The sequence below is a fragment of the Frigoribacterium sp. VKM Ac-2530 genome, from assembly GCF_015350835.1.
GTDB lineage: Bacteria > Actinomycetota > Actinomycetes > Actinomycetales > Microbacteriaceae > Frigoribacterium.
In genome coordinates this window covers 37153-54982 of the sequence record NZ_JADKSE010000002.1, presented here as the reverse complement: position 1 = coordinate 54982, position 17830 = coordinate 37153, and the positions used below count along the sequence as shown (strand labels likewise).

Below are 17830 nucleotides of genomic sequence, written 5' to 3'. Positions count from 1 at the left end.
CTCAGCAGGGCGGGGGCCGTTCTCGTCCGAGCTGCAGCCAGGATCCGCGACGGAGAGCGGCGGGGCCGGCTCAGTACCAGTTGTTCCGCACGAAGAAGCCCCAGGCGCCGCACGGCGTGCCGTACCGACCGGCGATGTAGCTCAGGCCCCAGTCGACCTGGGGTCGGTAGTTCGTCCGCCAGTCCAGCCCTGCCGAGGCCATCAGGCTGCCCGGGTTCGCCTGCGGGATGCCGTAGGTGCCGCTGGTGGGGTTCTGCGCGTTCGTCCGCCAGCCCGACTCCTTGTTCCAGAGCTGCACGAGGCAGGTGTACTCGGACCCCGTGCCGATCTTGGACGCCGCGTACGCCTTCGCGCCGGCCGGATCGTTGACGACCCCGGCCGGGGGAGCCGGTGCAGGAGCCGGTGCCGGGGCCGGTGCCGGTGCGGGAGCCGGTGCAGGCGCGGGTGCCGGTGCGGGGGCCGGCCTAGGCGCGGCAGGTGCCGGAGCGCCGGCAGGCGGTGCCGACGTCCCTGCCCCGCTGCCGCCGGAGGCAGCCCCTCGGTCAGCCGCCGCCGCGCCGGCCTGCTCGGTGCTGGCGAGGACCGCCGCATCCCGCCGGGCCGTGCGCTCGGCGTCGGCGGTGCTCTGCCGCAGCGCGGCGAGCTGAGAGTAGAGGTCGTCGGTGCGGCTCGTCGCCGACGCGACCGCGCCGTCGGCCGCGGCCTGTGCCGAGGAGGCGGCCGACGCCTCCTGCGCCGCCTCCGTCGCGAGGCGCTCGCGTTCCGCGCGAGCGGCCTCCGACTGGTCGCGGAGCGAGGCGAGCTCGTTGCTGCTCGTCGTGGCGTCCGCCAGCACCCCCTGCCAGCGGTCCCCGAGCTGGGTGAGGGTGCCGAGCTGGCGCAGCACCTCGTCCGGGTGGTCCGAGCCGAGCAGCACGCTGGTCGTCGACGCGCCGCTGCCGGCGCGGGCCAGGTGCGCGGCGAGCTGTCCAGCCTGCCGGTGGGCCGCCTCCTCGGTCGACTCGGCCTCGGCGGACCGCGCGTCGAGCTGGTCCGAGAGCGCCGCAGCCGCGGCGAGGGCGTCGGAGGCCCGGGTGCTTGCGCCCTCGGCGACCACGGCGCGCTCGCTCGCGTCGGCGGCGCCGGCCTCCAGCTCGTCGAGCGAGCCGACGACCGCGTCGATCTGCTGCTGCACCGACGCGGCGTCCCCGGTCGGCGCCTCCACGGCGACGGCGGGCAGGCCCGCGCTCAGCACGAGCACGGCCGAGCAGGCGACCGCGGTCGCGATCGCGGAGGCCGCGCTCGACCCCGGGCGGCGGGGGAGGCGCGGTGCGTGCATCCGTCGACCCTAGCCGGGGCTCCGGCCCGGGGCGCCGCCCCGAGCGGGGGTCGCCTCCCTGGTCCCCGAGGGGCCGGGTGCTACCATCGCCCTCGGAGCAGGCCGGTCTGGCTGCTGGTCGCCGGTGGTGACAGGCGGAACGCCCCGACACGTGCACGCAGAGAGTCCCGAGCACGGGGTCGCGGGGCGGGTCCGACCGTTTCTTCCGCTGACCAGACGTGCCGCCGCCTCCGTCGCGTTGCTGCACGTGCGTGTCCTCACGCCGTCCTCGCCGCCCGCTCCCGCTGCACATCGATGCCCACACGGGGCCTCGATGCAAAACAAAGAGGAGTAGCCCCCACATGGAGGGTCCAGAGATCAAGTTCGGCGAAGCCGTCCTCGACAACGGCAAGTTCGGCAAGCGCACCATCCGATTCGAGACCGGCCGTCTCGCCCAGCAGGCTCAGGGAGCCGTCGCTGCGTACCTCGACGAGGACACGATGCTCCTCTCGGCCACCAGCGCGAGCAAGAAGCCGAAGGACAACTTCGACTTCTTCCCGCTCACCATCGACGTCGAGGAGCGCTCGTACGCCGCGGGCAAGATCCCCGGCTCGTTCTTCCGCCGTGAGGGTCGCCCCTCCACCGAGGCCATCCTCGTCTGCCGTCTCATCGACCGGCCCCTGCGTCCCTCGTTCGTCGAGGGCCTCCGCAACGAGGTGCAGGTCGTCATCACCGTCCTGAGCATCGCGCCCGACGAGTTCTACGACGCCCTGGCCATCAACGCCGCCAGCGCCTCGACCCAGATCTCCGGCCTGCCCTTCTCCGGCCCGATCGCCGGCGTGCGCCTCGCGCTCATCGGCGACCAGTGGGTCGCCTTCCCCAAGGCCTCGCAGCTCGAGGAGGCCGTCTTCGACCTCACCGTCGCCGGCCGTGTCGTCACCGACGCCGCGGGCAACGAGGACGTCGCCATCATGATGGTCGAGGCCGAGGCCACCGAGCACGCCTGGGGCCTCATCCAGGGCGGCGCCACCAAGCCCGACGAGGCCGTCGTGGCCCAGGGCCTCGAGGCGGCCAAGCCGTTCCTCAAGCAGCTCGTCGACGCGCAGTCGGCCATGGCCGCGCAGGCCTTCAAGGAGATCGCCGACTACCCGGTCTTCCTGCCCTACACGGACGAGGTCCTCGCGGCCGTCACCGAGGCCGCCGGCACCGAGCTCGCCGAGGTCTACAAGATCGCCGGCAAGACCGAGCGCCAGGACGCCGACGACGTGCTCAAGGGCAAGGTCAAGGACGCGATCTCGGCCAAGGTCGACGCGGGCGAGCTGCCCGCCGAGGCCACCGGCCAGGTCTCCGCCGCCTACAAGTCGGCGACGAAGAAGGTCGTCCGCGACCGCATCCTCACGGAGCAGGTCCGCATGGACGGTCGCGGCCTCGCCGACATCCGTCCGCTCGACGCCGAGGTGCAGGTCATCCCGCGCGTGCACGGCTCCGCCATCTTCCAGCGCGGCGAGACCCAGATCATGGGCGTCACCACGCTGAACATGCTCAAGATGGAGCAACAGATCGACTCGCTGAGCCCGGTCACCAAGAAGCGCTACCTGCACCACTACAACTTCCCGCCCTACTCGACCGGCGAGACCGGCCGCGTCGGATCGCCGAAGCGCCGCGAGATCGGGCACGGCTTCCTCGCCGAGCGCGCCCTCGTGCCGGTGCTGCCGTCGCGTGAGGAGTTCCCCTACGCCATCCGTCAGGTGTCCGAGGCCCTCGGCTCCAACGGCTCGACGTCGATGGGCTCCGTCTGCGCCTCGACCCTGTCGCTGCTCAACGCCGGTGTGCCCCTGCGCGCGCCGGTCGCGGGCATCGCGATGGGCCTCGTGTCCGACGAGGTCGACGGCCAGACGCGGTACGCCGCGCTGACCGACATCCTCGGTGCCGAGGACGCCCTCGGCGACATGGACTTCAAGGTCGCCGGCACGTCCGAGTTCGTCACGGCCATCCAGCTCGACACGAAGCTCGACGGTCTGCCGACCGCCGTCCTCGACGCCGCCCTGAAGCAGGCCAAGGAGGCGCGCACCGCCATCCTGAGCGTGCTCAACTCGGCCATCGACGCGCCCGACGAGATGGCCCCGACCGCGCCCCGCGTGATCTCGGTCCAGATCCCGCAGGACAAGATCGGCGAGCTCATCGGCCCGAAGGGCAAGACGATCAACTCGATCCAGGACACCACCGGTGCCGACATCTCGATCGAGGAGGACGGCACGGTCTACATCGGCGCCGTCGACGGTCCCTCGGCCGAGGCCGCTCGCGCCCAGGTGAACGCGATCGCGAACCCGACGAACCCCGAGATCGGCGAGCAGTTCCTCGGAACGGTCGTCAAGATCGCGTCGTTCGGCGCCTTCGTCTCGCTCCTCCCCGGCAAGGACGGCCTGCTGCACATCAGCGAGGTCCGCAAGCTGGCCGGCGGCAAGCGCGTCGAGGCCGTCGAGGACGTCCTCGGGGTCGGACAGAAGATCCTGGTCGAGATCACCAAGATCGACGACCGCGGCAAGCTGTCGCTCGCTCCCGTCGTCGCCGACGAGGCGGACACCGACTCGAGCGGCGCCGCCGAGCAGTCGAACGACGAGTCCGTCGAGGTCTAGTCCCCGAACGGCATTCAGCCGGAGCGCCCGTCCCGACCACGTCGGGGCGGGCGCTCCGTCGTCGGTGCCGGCCCTCCTGGGGCAGCCCCCGAACTCGGGGTGCCGGATCTCGTAACGATCGGGTGCGGCGGCAGGCGCGCGGCGACCTCAGCACGTACGCTTGCACCAGGAGCGAGCACGGTGCTCCCGGGCCATCTCAGGCGGCACATCGAGGTGGTCGTCCGGCGTACCCACGCGCACGACGCCACGACCACGAAGGGCACGGAGTGACGAACACGTCGGCGGGCATCCCCGGTCCCACCACGCCCTCCGCATCTCCCGTCGACCTGCCGGCACGCCTCCCCGAGACCGTCGGCGACGCGACCGTGCCCGTCGACCTCGGCATCATCCAGCCTCGACGTCGACTCGGGGTCTCCGACCTCCGGGTCTTCCCCGTCGCGCTCGGCGGCAACGTCTTCGGCTGGACCGCCGACCAGACCGACACCATGTCGGTCCTCGACGCCTACTACGACCACGGCGGCAACTTCGTCGACACGGCGGACAGCTACGCGGGCGGCCGCAGCGAGGTCATGATCGGCTCGTGGATGCGCTCGCGCCGATCACGCGACGACATGGTCGTCTCGACGAAGGTCGGCAAGGGCGCGGACGCTCCCGGGCTCTCGCCGCGCTCGATCGAGCGCGCCGTCGAGGCGTCCCTCGAGCGCCTGGGCACCGACCACATCGATCTCCTGTACCTGCACGTCGACGACACCGAGGTCGCCTTCGAGCGCACCCTGCTCGCCGTCGACCACCTCATCCGCGCGGGCAAGGTCCGCTGGTTCGGCGGGTCGCACCACTCGGGCAACCGGCTCTACGAGGCGCGCATCGCCGCCGGCATGCTCGGCGTGGCCCCGATGGTGGCCCTGCAGAACCAGTACAGCCTCATGCACCGCACCGAGTACGAGAAGGGCCTGGCGCGCGTCGCCGCTCAGCTGCGCCTCGGGGTCATGCCCCGGTTCGCCCTGGCCGGCGGGTTCCTCACCGGCAAGTACCGCTCGCGTTCCGACTTCGCCGGCACGAAGCGCGGGCGCGGGGTCTCCGGCTACCTGACGAAGAAGGGGCTGCGCGTGCTGCACGAGCTCGACAGCGTCGCGTCGGCGCACGAGGTCTCGACGGCGGCCGTGGCCCTGGCCTGGCTCCTCGCCAAGCCGCACGTCGTGGCGCCCGTGGCGAGCGCCACGAACGCCAAGCAGGTCGTCGAGCTCGCGCAGGCGGCCACGGTGAAGCTGACGCGGACCCAGGTGCTCGAGCTCGACCGCGTCTCCGCCTAGCGGAACGGTCGGCCCGGTCCGTGCGACGGGCCTGAGCCGCTCGACGGGCCCGACCTGCTCGACCGGCCCGGGAGCGGCGGCGGGCTAGGCCGGCAGGAGGCGCTCGGCCGTCCGGCGGAGCGCTGCGGACGCCGCGATGGCGTCGCCGCAGTACGCGCCCACGAGCGCGCCGTCGAGCGCCAGCAGGAAGTCGTCGGCCGCGTCGCCGGGCATCGGGTGGTCGGCGTCCTTGAAGAGCTCGACGAGTGCGTCGGTGAGCCATTCCTGGTGCTCGGCCACGGCGGTGCGGACCGGGTGGGTCGGGTCGCTGAACTCGGCGGCGGCGTTGGCGAAGGCCGAGCCGCGGAAGCGAGGCGACTGCAGTGACGCGACGACCTCGTCGACGACCGCGAGGACGGTCGCGGCGCCGCCGGGGGACGCGGCGACGACGGCCTCGAGCCCGGCGACGGCACGCTCGTGCCTCACGCGCAGGTACTCGAGCACGAGGGTGTCCTTCGCGCCGAAGTGCTTGTAGAACGTGGCCTTCGTCACGGACGCCTCGGCGATGAGGCGGTCGACGCCGACGACGCGGACGCCCTCGTCGTAGAAGAGACGGTCGGCCGTCGTCAGGACGCGGTCCCGGGCGCCGGGCGTCGTCTGGTCGGCACGGGGCCGCCCCGGGAGACGCTGGACGGCCGGAGGGGGGGAATCGACCGTCACAGCGTGGCTCCTCGAGGCATATCGGCTTGGAGCAGCGCGGGGGACGTCTGCTCCGGACCGCCGGATGACCTCCGACCAGCCGCCGACGGCGAGGCAGGGGGTGTCTCGCCGGCGGTCCCTCGACTCTAACACCGCGGAGGACAGACTGAACCGTCTGTTTGTCCGCACGACCGTCCCCCAGTTCGGGTGCCAGCTCCGACGGTCGGGCCGTGCCGAGGTGCGGTCCCGTAGGCTCGACGCGATGAACGGCCCGGTCTCCCTCCCACTCGACTCGGTCGAGCTCTCCTTCCGCGCGACGGGCGACGCACTCGTGCGGCGCACCCTCCTCCCGACGGGCGTCCGCGTCCTCACCGAGCAGATGCCCGGGGCCCGCAGCGCGACCGTCGGCTTCTGGGTCGCCGTGGGTTCCCGCGACGAGCAGCCCGGCGAGCGCGGCTCCACCCACTTCCTCGAGCACCTCCTCTTCAAGGGGACGGCGACGCGCTCCGCCCTCGACATCGCGGTCGCCTTCGAGTCGGTCGGCGGCGAGCACAACGCCGCCACCGCCAAGGAGTACACCTGCTACTACGCCCGGGTGCGCGACGTCGACCTGGACGACGCCGTCGACGTCCTCGCCGACATGCTCACCTCCTCCGCCCTCGAGCCCGGCGAGTTCGAGACCGAGCGGGGCGTGATCCTCGAGGAGCTCGCGATGGCCGACGACGACCCCGCGGACGTGGCCGGCGAGCGGCTCTTCGAGTCCGTCTTCGGCGAGCACCCGCTGGGGCGCCCGATCGGGGGATCGCCCGAGAGCATCAAGGAGGCGCGACGCGACGACGTGCACGCCCACTACCTGGCGAACTACCGGCCCCGCGACCTCGTGGTCACGATCGCCGGGGCCGTCGACCACGACCACGTCGTCGAGCGGCTCGAGCGGGCGATCACGAGGTCCCCCTGGTCGACCGAGGCAGCCGCCCCCGTGCCCCGACGCTCGTCCGAGCTCGTCGTGCCGACGCCGAGCCAGCCGACCCTCGTCGTGCGCCGCCCCCTCGAGCAGGCCACCGTCCTGCTGGGCATGCCGGGCATCTCCGCCTCGGACGACCGTCGCCCGGCCCTCGCCGTCCTCAACTCGGTCCTGGGAGGGGGCATGTCGTCCCGCCTGTTCCAGGAGATCCGCGAACGGCGCGGCCTCGCCTACTCGGTGTACTCGTTCGCGCCGAGCTACTCCGACGCCGGGCTGTTCGGGCTCTACGCGGGCTGCACGCCGAGCAACGTCGAGGTGGTCGGGCAGCTCATGCTCGACGAGCTCGACCGCGTCGCCGAGTCGGGCGTCACCGAGCTCGAGCGGGAGCGGGCGCTCGGCCAGCTCGGCGGCGCTGCCGCCCTCGCGCTCGAGGACAGCGACACCCGCATGAACCGCCTCGGCCGGGCCGAGCTGTCCACCGGCGAGTTCGTCGACCTCGACGCCTCCCTCGCCCGGCTCGGGCGCGTCGACCTCGACGACGTGCGCGACCTCGCTCGCGAGCTCCGGTCCGGCCCCCTCTCGACCGTGGTCGTCGGCGACGTCGGCGGATCCTCCTTCACGCCCCCGACGACGACGTCGGCGGCGGCAACCCCATGAGTCAGGAGACGACGGTGTCCCACTACCTGTACCTGGTCCGGCACGGCGAGCAACAGGACGCCGAGCACGGGCTCCCCGACGGCCCGCTGTCGGAGCGCGGCAAGCGACAGGCGCGCCTCCTCGCCGAGCGGCTCGGGGGAGTCCCGTTCTCCGCCGCCTGGCACTCCCCGCTCGAGCGGGCGGCCGAGACGGCGCGCATCATGACCGAGCGGCTCCCGGCCCTCGAGTCGCAGCCGTCGACCCTGCTCTTCGACTGCGTGCCGTCGGGCCCGACGGCCGACATGCCGTCCGCCTACAAGCCCTTCTTCGGCGGCGTCACCGAGGACGAGATCGAGGCAGGCCAGGCACAGATGGCCGACGCGGTGTCCGAGTGGCTGACGCCCTCGCGCGAGGATCGCCACGACCTGCTCATCACGCACAACTTCGTCATCGGGTGGTTCGTGCGCGAGGTCTTCGGGGCTCCCGACTGGCGCTGGATGGGCGTGAACCAGGCCAACGCCGGCCTGACCATCATCCGCGTCCGGTCGGCGAAGCCGCCGGAGCTCGTGACTCACAACGACCTGGGCCACCTCCCCGTCGAGCTGCGCACCGGCCTGCCGGTCGAGCAGCCGATCTAGCTGACGGGCTCGCGGGGCACCACCGGCTTGGCGAACCAGGTCGTCGCGTTCGGGTTGTCGTTGTAGGGCTCGACCTCGCGGTAGCCGGTCGCCCGGTAGAGGGCACCGGCAGCGAGGAGGCTCTCGTTCGTGTCGAGGACGACCAGGTCCGCGCCCAGGCCGGCGGCCACCTCCTCGAGCTCGGCCATCAGCAGGCGACCGAGCCCTCGCCCGCGGGCCTCCGGGCGCACGTAGACGTGCTTGACCTCGTACCGGACCAGCCCCTCCTCGGTCGGGTCGATGCGGCGGACTCCGCCGCACGCCAGGGCGTGCACCGTGCCGGGCTCGGCGGCGGATCCGGCGCCGGCGTCCTTGTCCTCGTCCTCGACGACGAGGAACGACCCGGCCGGGGGAGTGAAGGTCGCGTCCGACGGTGACGCGGTGCGGTAGCTGCCCTTCCCCGACGGGAAGGTCTCCCGGCGCTCGGCGAAGTACGCCTCGAGCAGGTCGGCGGCGGCAGGGGACGACACGGGGACGGCACGGAACCGGGGCATGCGCACCATGCTAGGTCGGGCGGGCCCCCGGGCGCCGCCGGGTAGGTTGGAGCCCATGACCTCCCAGATCGCCGTCGTCGGAGCCACGGGCACGCTCGGCTCGTTCGTCGTCGACCTCGTCCGGCGCACCCCGGGCCTCGAGCTGCACGCCGGCCTCTCCTCCCGTGACGACCTCGACGACGTGCGCGGTGCCGACCTCGTGGTCGACGTGACGCACCCGGCCGTCAGCCCCGGCATCGTCGAGCACGTCGTCCGGGCCGGCCTCCCCGTCCTGGTCGGCACCTCCGGCTGGAACGCCGAGCGGGTGGCGAAGCTCCGCACCGTCGTCGCCGACGTCGGCGGCCCCGGCGTCCTGGTCGTCCCGAACTTCTCGCTCGGCTCCGTCCTCGCGACGCGGTTCGCCACGATGGCGGCGCGCTTCTACGAGAGCGTCGAGATCGTGGAGGCGCACCACCAGGGCAAGGTCGACTCGCCCTCCGGCACGGCCGTCCGCACCGCCGAGCTCATCGCCGAGGCGCGCCGCGAGCTCGGCCCGGTCTCCGCCCCCTTCTCCGACCAGCGCGCCCGCGGCCAGCAGGTCGCCAGCGTCCCGGTGCACAGCATGCGCCTCCGCGGCGTCGTCGCGAAGCAGGAGGTCGTCTTCGGCGGCGAGGGCGAGACGCTCACCCTGACGCACGACACGATCTCGCAGCGCGCCTACGAGCAGGGGCTGCTCGTCGCCATGGCCGAGGCACCCCGGGTCGAGGGCGTCGTCGTGGGGCTCGACAGCGTGCTGCCGCTCGACTGATGAAGGGCCGCACCGCGGCGCTCGTCATGGCGCTGTTCCTCCTCCTGTACGTCGTGCTCGTCGCACAGCGCGCGTACCTCTTCGTCATGACCGGCGAGCCCGTGGCCGTCGTGCTCGGCGTTGCGCTGCTCGTGCTGCCCGTGCTCGGCATCTTCGCGCTGGTCGCCGAGCTGCGCTTCGGGGTGCACACGCAGCAGATGGTGCGCGAGCTCGAGGAGGCAGGCGAGCTGCCGGTGGACGAGGTCCCGCGCCGTGCCTCGGGCCGGTACGAACGCGCCGCCGCCGACGCGGCGTTCCCCCGATGGGCACAGGCCGTCGAGGACGCCCCGGACGACTGGCGCGCCTGGTTCCGGCTCGGCCTGGCCTACGACGCGTGCGGCGACCGCAGGCGGGCCCGACAGGCCGTCCGCAAGGCGTCGCGGATGCGGTCCGCGGCCTAGCGGCTGCCGACCAGCGCGTCGACCGCCTGGTCGACCGTGCGGTGACGGAAGGCGAAGCCGTCCGCGAGCAGCGCCTCCGGCACGACCTGCTGGCTGGGCAGCAGCATCTCGCGACCCGCCTCCTGCATCGCCGTGCTGATGACGACCTCGGGCACCGTGAGCGCGTAGGGGCGTCCCAGGTCCTTGGCGAGCCGTCGCGTCAGGGCGTCGCTGGTCGCGGGCGTGGGGCCGGCGAGGTTGACGGGGCCGCTGAGGCTCGAGGTCAGCAGGTGCACGATGGCCGCGGCCTCGTCGTGCAGGCTGATCCACGGCCAGAACTGGTCGCCGGTGCCGAGGCGCGAGCCGAGGCCGAGCTTCGTGAGGGGCAGCAACGGGGCCATGGCGCCGCCGGGGCCCACGACGACGCCGGTGCGCAGGTGGACGACACGGGTGGCGTCGGGCGTCGGGGCGGTCGCGGCCTCCCAGTCGGCGACGACGTCGCTGAGGAAGCCGCTGCCGCGGGGGCTCTGCTCGGTCAGGCGCTCTCCCGGGCGGTCGCCGTAGATGCCCACGGCCGAGCCGCTGAGGAACACGGCGGGCGGCCGCTCGGCGCCGGCCATGCCGTGCGCCAACGTGGCGGTGGCCGTCACGCGGGAGTCACGGATCTCGCGCTTGTAGCCCGTGGTCCAGGGCAGCCGGCCCAGGGAGGCGCCGCTCAGGTTCACGACGGCGTCCGCCCGGTCGAGCAGGGTGCGGTCGACGATCCCGGCAGCGGGCACCCACGTCGCCTCGCCCTCGTCGCGGGCCTCGCGCCGGACGAGCGCGACGACCGTGTGGCCCGCGGCCACCAGCTGGCGTCGGAGCTCGGTGCCGACCAGGCCGGAGGCGCCGGAGACGAGGACGGTGAGGGAGTCGGCGGTCATGGGCCCGGTCTTTCTCGAGGAGGTGCGGCGCAGGGGATGTGCGCCTCCCCGGGAGCGTAGCCGCGCCTCCTCCCGGTCGACCGGGCGCCGGCCCCCGGGCCGCGGGGCCGAGCCGGCCGCCGATCGGGGCTCGTCGGTGGTCGGAGGTAGAGTCGTGGCCGTGACTGATGCCGACGCCGTGACCCCTGCCTCCTCGTCTCCCGAGACCGCCGCCGACCCCGTCGAGTTCCGCAGCGACGTCACGGTCGAGCTGGTCCGCTCGAGCGCGCACGACTCCGACGTCCTCTTCGCGGCGCGTGTCTCGACCATGGGCGAGCAGACGCTCGAGGGCGCCCAGGCCTCGGCCGACGGGGCCCAGGCGACCAAGGGCGCCGGCCTGATCAACTACCTCATGCGCGACCGCCACGGCTCGCCCTTCGAGCACAACTCGATGACCTTCTACGTGCAGGCGCCGATCTTCGTGTTCCGCGAGTTCATGCGGCACCGCATGGCGAGCTACAACGAAGAGAGCGGTCGCTACCGCGAGCTCAACCCCGTCTTCTACGTCCCCGCCGCGACCCGCAACCTGCAGCAGGTGGGCAAGCCCGGCGCCTACGACTTCCTGCCCGGCACGCCCGAGCAGAGCGAGCTCGTCCGGTCCGAGACCGAGCGCACCTCCCGCGAGGCCTACGCGGCCTACAAGCGCATGCTCGACGAGGGCATCGCCCGCGAGGTCGCCCGCATCGTCCTGCCCCTGAACATCTACTCGTCGATGTACGTCACCGTGAACGCGCGGTCCCTGATGAACTTCCTCAGCCTCCGCACGAAGCGCGAGGGCACGCACTTCCCGTCGTTCCCGCAGCGCGAGATCGAGATGTGCGCCGAGAAGATGGAGGACATCTGGGCCGAGCTCATGCCGCTCACCTACGCCGCCTTCGGCACGAACGGCCGCGTCGCCCCCTGACCGGGTCGACCCTGACCCTCCGAGGGGCGATCCGCGCGGGGCGAGACAGTACGCTGGTCGACGTGTCGAACATCAGCAACCCCTTCGGGCAGGTCCTCGTCGCTCTCGTCACCCCCTTCACCGCCGACGGCGAGGTCGACTGGCCGGCGGTCGAGAAGCACATCGACGACTGCGTCTCGGCGGGTGCCGACGGCATCGTCGTCACGGGCACGACGGGCGAGACCAGCACCCTGACCGACCCCGAGAAGCTCAAGCTCGTCGAGGTCGGCAAGTCGGTCGCCGCGGGTCGCGCGAAGATCATCACGGGCGGCGGCTCGAACGAGACCGCCCACGCCATCCAGCTGTACAAGGCCAGCGAGAAGGCCGGTGCCGACGGCGTCATGATCGTCACGCCGTACTACAACAAGCCCACGCAGGCCGGCGTCCTCACGCACTTCCGCATGATCGCCGACGCGACCGACCTGCCGGTCATCCTGTACGACATCCCCGGCCGTACGGGCATCCCGATCAAGTACGAGACCCTCCTGCGCGCGGCGAAGCACCCGAACATCGTCGCCGTCAAGGACGCGAAGGGCGACTTCGCCGAGGTCAGCCGCGTCATCAACCAGACCGACCTGCTCTACTTCTCGGGCGACGACGCGAACGTGCTCCCGCACCTGGCGATCGGCGCCTCGGGCCTCATCGGCGTGACGGCGAACATCGTCTCCGCGCCGTACCGCACCATGATCGACGCCGTGAACGCAGGCGACCTGCACACGGCCACGGCAGCCCACAAGATGCTCGAGCCGCTGGTGCGCGCCGTCATGACGCACGTGCCCGGCACGGTCGCGGCGAAGTACATCCTGCACGGCCTCGGCCGCATCTCGAGCCCCCGTGTCCGCCTGCCGCTCGTCGGCCCGGAGGACAGCGAGGCGGCGCTCATCGAGGACGAGCTCTCGCACGTCGGCGACATCCCCGGGCTCGACCTCAGCCGCTTCCGCCCCGACCGCAACGCCGCGGCCGGCGGTGCCCTGCCCAAGGTGCACGGCACCACGCGCTGACCACGCGGCACGCCGCCGGCCGTGTCGACGGCGCGGCGCGCGGGCCGAGAGAGACCTCGATCCCCGGGGCACGAGCCCCGACCTCGACCCGAAGGACACGATGCCCACGACCATCAAGACCCCGCGCAAGCTCGAGGACGGCACGCTCCGGGTCATCCCGGTCGGCGGCCTCGGCGAGATCGGGCGCAACATGACCGTCTACGAGATCGACGGCAAGCTGCTCGTCGTCGACTGCGGGGTCCTGTTCCCCGAGGAGCACCAGCCGGGCGTCGACCTGATCCTCCCCGACTTCTCGCCCCTCCGCGACCGGCTGGACGACGTCCTCGCCGTCGTGCTGACCCACGGTCACGAGGACCACATCGGCGCGGTGCCCTACCTCCTGCGCCTCCGCGCGGACATCCCGTTGATCGGCTCGCAGCTCACGCTCGCCCTCATCGAGGCGAAGCTCAAGGAGCACCGCATCAAGCCCTACACGCTGACGGTGAAGGAGGGCGGGCGCGAGACCCTCGGCCCGTTCGACCTCGAGTTCGTCGCGGTGAACCACTCGATCCCCGACGCCCTCGCCGTCGCGATCCGCACCTCCGCGGGCCTCGTGCTGCACACGGGCGACTTCAAGATGGACCAGCTGCCGCTCGACGACCGCATCACCGACCTGCGGGCCTTCGCCCGCCTCGGCGAGGAGGGGGTCGACCTGTTCCTCCCCGACTCGACCAACGCCGACGTGCCGGGCTTCACCGCCCTCGAGCGCGACATCGGACCGGTCCTCGACGACGTCATCCGCCGGGCACCGCGCCGGGTCGTCGTGGCGAGCTTCTCGAGCCACGTGCACCGCGTGCAGCAGGTGCTGGACGCCGCCCACGCCAACGGGCGCCGGGTCGCGTTCATGGGCCGGTCGATGATCCGCAACATGGGCATCGCCGCCGACCTGGGCTACCTCGTCGTGCCCGAGGGCGTCCTCATCGACGCCAAGAAGGCCAAGGACCTCCCCGACGACCGCATCGTCTACATGAGCACGGGCTCGCAGGGCGAGCCGATGGCCGTCCTCGCCCGGATGGCGAACCTCGAGCACCAGATCGAGATCGGGCAGGACGACACGGTCATCCTCGCCTCGAGCCTCATCCCCGGCAACGAGAACGCCGTCTACCGGGTCATCGACGGGCTCACCAAGCTCGGTGCGAAGGTGGTGCACAAGGGCAACGCGAAGGTGCACGTGTCGGGCCACGCCTCGGCCGGCGAGCTCCTCTACTGCTACAACGTCCTCCGTCCGAAGAACGTCATGCCCGTCCACGGCGAGCACCGGCACCTCTACGCGAACGCCGCCCTGGCCGAGCGCACCGGCGTGCCGCGCGAGAACACGATCCTCGGCGAGGACGGCGTCGTCGTCGACCTCCGCGACGGGGTCGCCGAGGTGGTCGGCCAGCTCGACCTCGGCTACGTCTACGTCGACGGCTCGACCGTCGGCGAGATCACCGACGCCGACCTCAAGGACAGGCGGATCCTCAGCGAGGAGGGCTTCATCTCCGTCTTCCTCGCGATCGACGCCACGACGGGGCGTGTCGTCGTCGGCCCCGAGATCCAGTCGCGCGGCTTCGCCGAGGACGAGCGGGTCTTCGACGACGTCATGCCCAAGATCCTCGCCGCGCTGGCCGAGGCGGCCGAGAACGGCACCCGGGACACCCACCAGTTCAGCCAGGTCGTGCGCCGCACGGTGGGCCGCTGGGTGAACACGCAGCACCGTCGTCGTCCCATGATCGTGCCGGTGGTCATCGGCGCCTGACGCGGCTCGGCACGAGGCCTCGGCTCGTTCGGGAAGTCATCCCGGCGGCTGAGGCCTCCGTCGTCCCCCGACTCCTATGGTGAGCACGTTCCGTCCGTTGCTCCGAAGGGGGAGTCGCCCGTGCGCGTCGCCAAGACCTGGATCTTCCCGATCCTCCGCATCCTGATCTTCGTCGTGATCGCCGTGGCCCTCGTCAAGCTCGCGTTCTTCGCGGCGCCCGACGCGGCGACCGGCTCCGTGGCGGTCCCGACCGGCGAGGCCGTCGAGCCCCAGGTCGCCGTGGCCGTCGGCACCGTCACGAACGACGTGACGGTCGACGCCACCGTCGAGGCCGATGCCGCCTCGACCGTGCCCGCCACGCTGGCCGGCTCGGTCGTGACCGTGGTCGTCGAGAAGGGCCAGGCCGTCGCCGCGGGCGACAAGATCGCGACGCTGCGCTCCGAGACCCCGCAGGAGGCGCTGGTCTCGGCCGACGGCACGGTCACCGAGCGCGCCCCGATCGTCAAGACCGCGGTGGTGACGTCGCCCGTCGCGGGCACCGTGACGGAGCTCTCCGTCATCAAGGACCAGGAGGTGGCCGTGGGCGACGCGGTCGCGAAGGTGGCGCCTCCGACGTTCCACGTCACGGGGGCGCTGGCCGCCGACCAGCTCTACCGCCTGGTCAGCCGGCCGGCCGAGGGCACCGCGTCCATCCAGGGCGGCCCGGCGCCGTTCGCCTGCACCGGTCTCTCGGTCGGCGGCGCCGGCGCCGGCTCGGGCACGGGCACCACGACCGCCGGCGACACCGGTGACTCGTCGGGCACGAGCGTCTCGGGGCAGTCGGTGACGTGCGCCGTCCCCGGCGACGTCACGGTCTTCGCCGGCCTCGCCACGAAGCTGACGATCCCTGCCGGCGTCGCGACCGACGTCCTCACGGTGCCGCTCACCGCGGTCGAGGGCGCCGCGGGCAAGGGCGTCGTGACCGTGGTCGGCGCCGACGGCACCGAGGAGGAGCGGGAGATCACGCTCGGCATCAACGACGGCACGACCGTCGAGGTGACCGGGGGCCTCGTCGAGGGCGACATGGTCCTCGAGTTCGTGCCCGGTGCCGTCGCCCCGCAGGAGGGCTGCGTCGACCCGACGACCGGAGAGGTCTACTGCTGATGTCGTTGATCCGGCTCGAGGGCGTCACGAAGACGGTCCCCCTCGCCGACGACGCGACCCTCGACATCCTGCGCGGCGTCGACCTCGTGGTCGAGGCGGGCGAGCACGTGAGCATCGTCGGCCGCTCCGGCTCGGGCAAGTCGACGCTGCTCAACATCCTGGGGCTCATCGACGCGCCGACGACGGGCACGCACTGGTTCGACGACGTCGACGTCAGCGGCATGCGCTCGGGAGCCCGCGACCGCCTCCGCGGCGAGCAGGTGGGCTTCATCTTCCAGCAGTTCAACCTGCTGCAGGGGCGCACGGCGCTCGAGAACGTCATGACCCCGCTGCTCTACGCCCGCGGTCGGCGCTTCTGGCGCCGGCGGGCGATCGCGACCGAGATGCTCGAGAAGGTCGGGCTCGGGCACCGCGTCGACTCGATGCCGCACCGCCTCTCCGGCGGCGAGCAGCAGCGGGTGGCGATCGCGCGCTCGCTGGTGCGCGACCCGCGCGTCATCCTGGCCGACGAGCCGACGGGCGCGCTCGACATCGAGACGGGGGCGACGGTCATGCGCCTCCTCGACGACATCTCGTCCGACACCGGCGCCGCCCTGGTCACGATCACGCACGACCTGGCCGTGGCGGGCCTCGCCGCCCGGCACTACTCGCTCGACGCGGGGGTGCTCTCGGCCGCGCGACTGGGCAGCGGGCTGGCCGGGGCGTCGGCCCTCGTGCCGGCGGGCGCCACCGCCTCCGGGCCTGCGGCCTCCTCCGCCTCGGGGAGTCCTTCCTCCTCCGCCCCGGCACCCGTCGAGGTCGTGTCGTGAGCGGGCTGCTGTCGGGGGTCGTCGGGGCGTTCGTCGAGGCCTGGTCCGAGCTGAGGGTCAACAAGCTGCGGGTGCTGCTCAGCCTGATCGGGGTCGCGGTGGCCGTCGCCGCGCTGACCGCCGTCGTCGGCCTCGGCAGCCTCGCCGAGCAGTCCACGCGCGAGTCGTCCGAGAAGTCCGGCGGGCGACCCGCCACCTACACGGTGTCGGCCTACAGCCAGGGGGCGACCCCGCTCGACCCCGCCCTCCTCGACGACGAGTTCCGCTCGACGATGTCGCGCTACCAGATCTCGTGGGCGTCCGAGAACCTCTACACGACGAGGTCCGTCCAGCTGCCCGGGGGCCTCACCGACGTCTCGGCACAGGTCGTCGACCCCGAGTACGGCGAGATGCACCGGGTGTCGATGGCCGAGGGATCCTGGTTCGTCGACGGCGACGACCGGCGGATGGCCCCGGCGGTCGTCGTGAACGAGGCGCTCTGGGACACGCTCGGCCGCCCTCCGGTCGCCTCGCACCCCACCCTCCTGCTGACCGGCACGGACTCGGTGACGGGCGTCGTCGTGGGCGTCACGGCGGCGCAGTACGCCGAGGAGGCGCCCGGGCTGTTCCTCCTGCCCTCGGACGATCACGACCTGGTGCCGCTCTCGCAGGGCGGGTACGCCGAGACGCCGCAGTACGAGATGTGGCTGCCGACGTCCTCCGGCGACCAGCTGAGCACGATGGTGCAGGGCAACCTCGCGGCGGCCCTCGGCGACGACGTGCAGGTCGACGTGAACAGGTCCGACTACGCGGCGTACGCGGGCGACTCCGACCCGTTCCTGCCCATCAAGTTGATCATCACGGGCGTCGGCGTGCTCGTCCTGCTGCTCGGCGGGCTCGGCCTCGTCAACATCGCGCTGGTCACCGTGCGGCAGCGCATCCGCGAGATCGGGGTCCGGCGGTCGTTCGGCGCCACGGCGCCCCGGGTGTTCTTCTCGGTGATGCTCGAGAGCGTCGCCGGCACGGTGGTCGCGGGGGCGGTCGGCGTCATGGTCGCCGTGCTCGTCGTGCAGAACCCGACCGTGCAGGGCTTCATCGCCCAGGGATCGGTCGACGACCTGCCGCCGTTCCCGATCACCGCCGCCCTGATCGGCCTGGGGTCCGCGACGCTGATCGGCGCCGTGGCGGGAGTGCTGCCCGCCCTCGTCGCCGTCCGGGTCAAGGTCATCGACGCCATCCGCTACTGAGCCGGGCGGGCCGCGCGGGGCCCGCCGCGCCGACCGCCTCCGGTCGGCGTCGGCGGCGGGCGGTAACCTCG

The 17830-nt window shown here is 72.6% G+C and carries 16 protein-coding genes; 12 read left to right on the top strand and 4 right to left on the bottom strand.

Annotation, left to right across the window (positions count from 1 at the left end; translation table 11 throughout):
* Nucleotides 1-70 precede the first annotated feature (70 nt).
* Nucleotides 71-1318 carry a hypothetical protein gene (locus tag ITJ48_RS09180; protein WP_194613452.1) on the bottom strand — a complete coding sequence of 416 codons (1248 nt, stop codon included), beginning with the start codon at nt 1316-1318 and terminating at the stop codon, nt 71-73.
* Nucleotides 1319-1659: 341 nt separating this feature from the next.
* On the opposite strand from ITJ48_RS09180, the gene ITJ48_RS09175 reads away from it, so the two are divergent.
* Both ITJ48_RS09175 and ITJ48_RS09170 read left to right on the top strand, forming a co-directional pair.
* A complete protein-coding gene (locus ITJ48_RS09175; RefSeq protein WP_192041320.1) occupies nt 1660-3933 on the top strand; it encodes a polyribonucleotide nucleotidyltransferase in 2274 nt (757 codons plus the stop codon).
* Nucleotides 3934-4199: 266 nt separating this feature from the next.
* Entirely contained in the window at nt 4200-5243 is a 1044-nt protein-coding gene (locus tag ITJ48_RS09170) for an aldo/keto reductase (protein WP_370544858.1), read from the top strand.
* A gap of 84 nt (nt 5244-5327) precedes the next feature.
* On the opposite strand, the gene ITJ48_RS09165 is transcribed toward ITJ48_RS09170, so the two are convergent.
* The gene (locus ITJ48_RS09165) at nt 5328-5942 is read right to left on the bottom strand and encodes a TetR/AcrR family transcriptional regulator (protein ID WP_192041321.1); all 615 of its coding nucleotides are present in this window, start codon (nt 5940-5942) and stop codon (nt 5328-5330) included.
* Between the two features lie 241 nt (nt 5943-6183).
* Here ITJ48_RS09165 and ITJ48_RS09160 point away from each other — a divergent pair, with 241 nt between their 5' ends.
* A complete protein-coding gene (locus tag ITJ48_RS09160; protein ID WP_194613451.1) occupies nt 6184-7542 on the top strand; it encodes a pitrilysin family protein in 1359 nt (452 codons plus the stop codon).
* Between the two features lie 14 nt (nt 7543-7556).
* Nucleotides 7557-8159 carry a histidine phosphatase family protein gene (locus ITJ48_RS09155; RefSeq protein WP_123548739.1) on the top strand — a complete coding sequence of 201 codons (603 nt, stop codon included), beginning with the start codon at nt 7557-7559 and terminating at the stop codon, nt 8157-8159.
* Here the strand turns inward: ITJ48_RS09155 and ITJ48_RS09150 are convergent.
* Nucleotides 8156-8692 (bottom strand): GNAT family N-acetyltransferase, encoded by a 537-nt coding sequence (locus ITJ48_RS09150; protein ID WP_194613450.1) that lies wholly within the window; start codon nt 8690-8692, stop codon nt 8156-8158. The genes ITJ48_RS09155 and ITJ48_RS09150 overlap by 4 nt on opposite strands.
* Before the next feature lie 55 nt (nt 8693-8747).
* Between ITJ48_RS09150 and dapB the strand changes: the two genes are divergently transcribed.
* Both dapB and ITJ48_RS09140 read left to right on the top strand, forming a co-directional pair.
* Entirely contained in the window at nt 8748-9479 is a 732-nt protein-coding gene (gene dapB, locus ITJ48_RS09145) for a 4-hydroxy-tetrahydrodipicolinate reductase (protein ID WP_123548690.1), read from the top strand.
* Nucleotides 9479-9919, top strand: a complete 441-nt coding sequence (locus tag ITJ48_RS09140) for a tetratricopeptide repeat protein (RefSeq protein WP_194613449.1) — start codon at nt 9479-9481, stop codon at nt 9917-9919. The genes dapB and ITJ48_RS09140 overlap by 1 nt, the downstream gene beginning before the upstream one ends.
* On the opposite strand, the gene ITJ48_RS09135 is transcribed toward ITJ48_RS09140, so the two are convergent.
* Nucleotides 9916-10821: a TIGR01777 family oxidoreductase gene (locus ITJ48_RS09135; protein ID WP_194613448.1), complete on the bottom strand. Its 906-nt coding sequence runs from the start codon at nt 10819-10821 to the stop codon at nt 9916-9918. The two genes, ITJ48_RS09140 and ITJ48_RS09135, sit on opposite strands and share 4 nt — an antisense overlap.
* A gap of 160 nt (nt 10822-10981) precedes the next feature.
* Here ITJ48_RS09135 and thyX point away from each other — a divergent pair, with 160 nt between their 5' ends.
* The 6 genes from thyX (at nt 10982) to ITJ48_RS09105 (ending at nt 17759) form a co-directional block, all read left to right on the top strand.
* Entirely contained in the window at nt 10982-11764 is a 783-nt protein-coding gene (thyX, locus tag ITJ48_RS09130) for an FAD-dependent thymidylate synthase (RefSeq protein WP_243833450.1), read from the top strand.
* Between the two features lie 62 nt (nt 11765-11826).
* Entirely contained in the window at nt 11827-12804 is a 978-nt protein-coding gene (dapA, locus tag ITJ48_RS09125; protein WP_192169887.1) for a 4-hydroxy-tetrahydrodipicolinate synthase, read from the top strand.
* 100 nt (nt 12805-12904) lie between these two features.
* Nucleotides 12905-14581, top strand: coding sequence for a ribonuclease J (locus tag ITJ48_RS09120; RefSeq protein ID WP_192041326.1), 1677 nt, complete (start codon nt 12905-12907; stop codon nt 14579-14581).
* Nucleotides 14582-14701: 120 nt separating this feature from the next.
* Nucleotides 14702-15724 (top strand): biotin/lipoyl-binding protein, encoded by a 1023-nt coding sequence (locus tag ITJ48_RS09115; protein ID WP_194613447.1) that lies wholly within the window; start codon nt 14702-14704, stop codon nt 15722-15724.
* Nucleotides 15724-16533, top strand: a complete 810-nt coding sequence (locus ITJ48_RS09110; protein WP_194613446.1) for an ABC transporter ATP-binding protein — start codon at nt 15724-15726, stop codon at nt 16531-16533. The genes ITJ48_RS09115 and ITJ48_RS09110 overlap by 1 nt, the downstream gene beginning before the upstream one ends.
* The gene (locus tag ITJ48_RS09105; protein WP_194613445.1) at nt 16530-17759 is read left to right on the top strand and encodes an ABC transporter permease; all 1230 of its coding nucleotides are present in this window, start codon (nt 16530-16532) and stop codon (nt 17757-17759) included. The genes ITJ48_RS09110 and ITJ48_RS09105 overlap by 4 nt, the downstream gene beginning before the upstream one ends.
* The last annotated feature ends 71 nt before the right edge of the window (nt 17760-17830 follow it).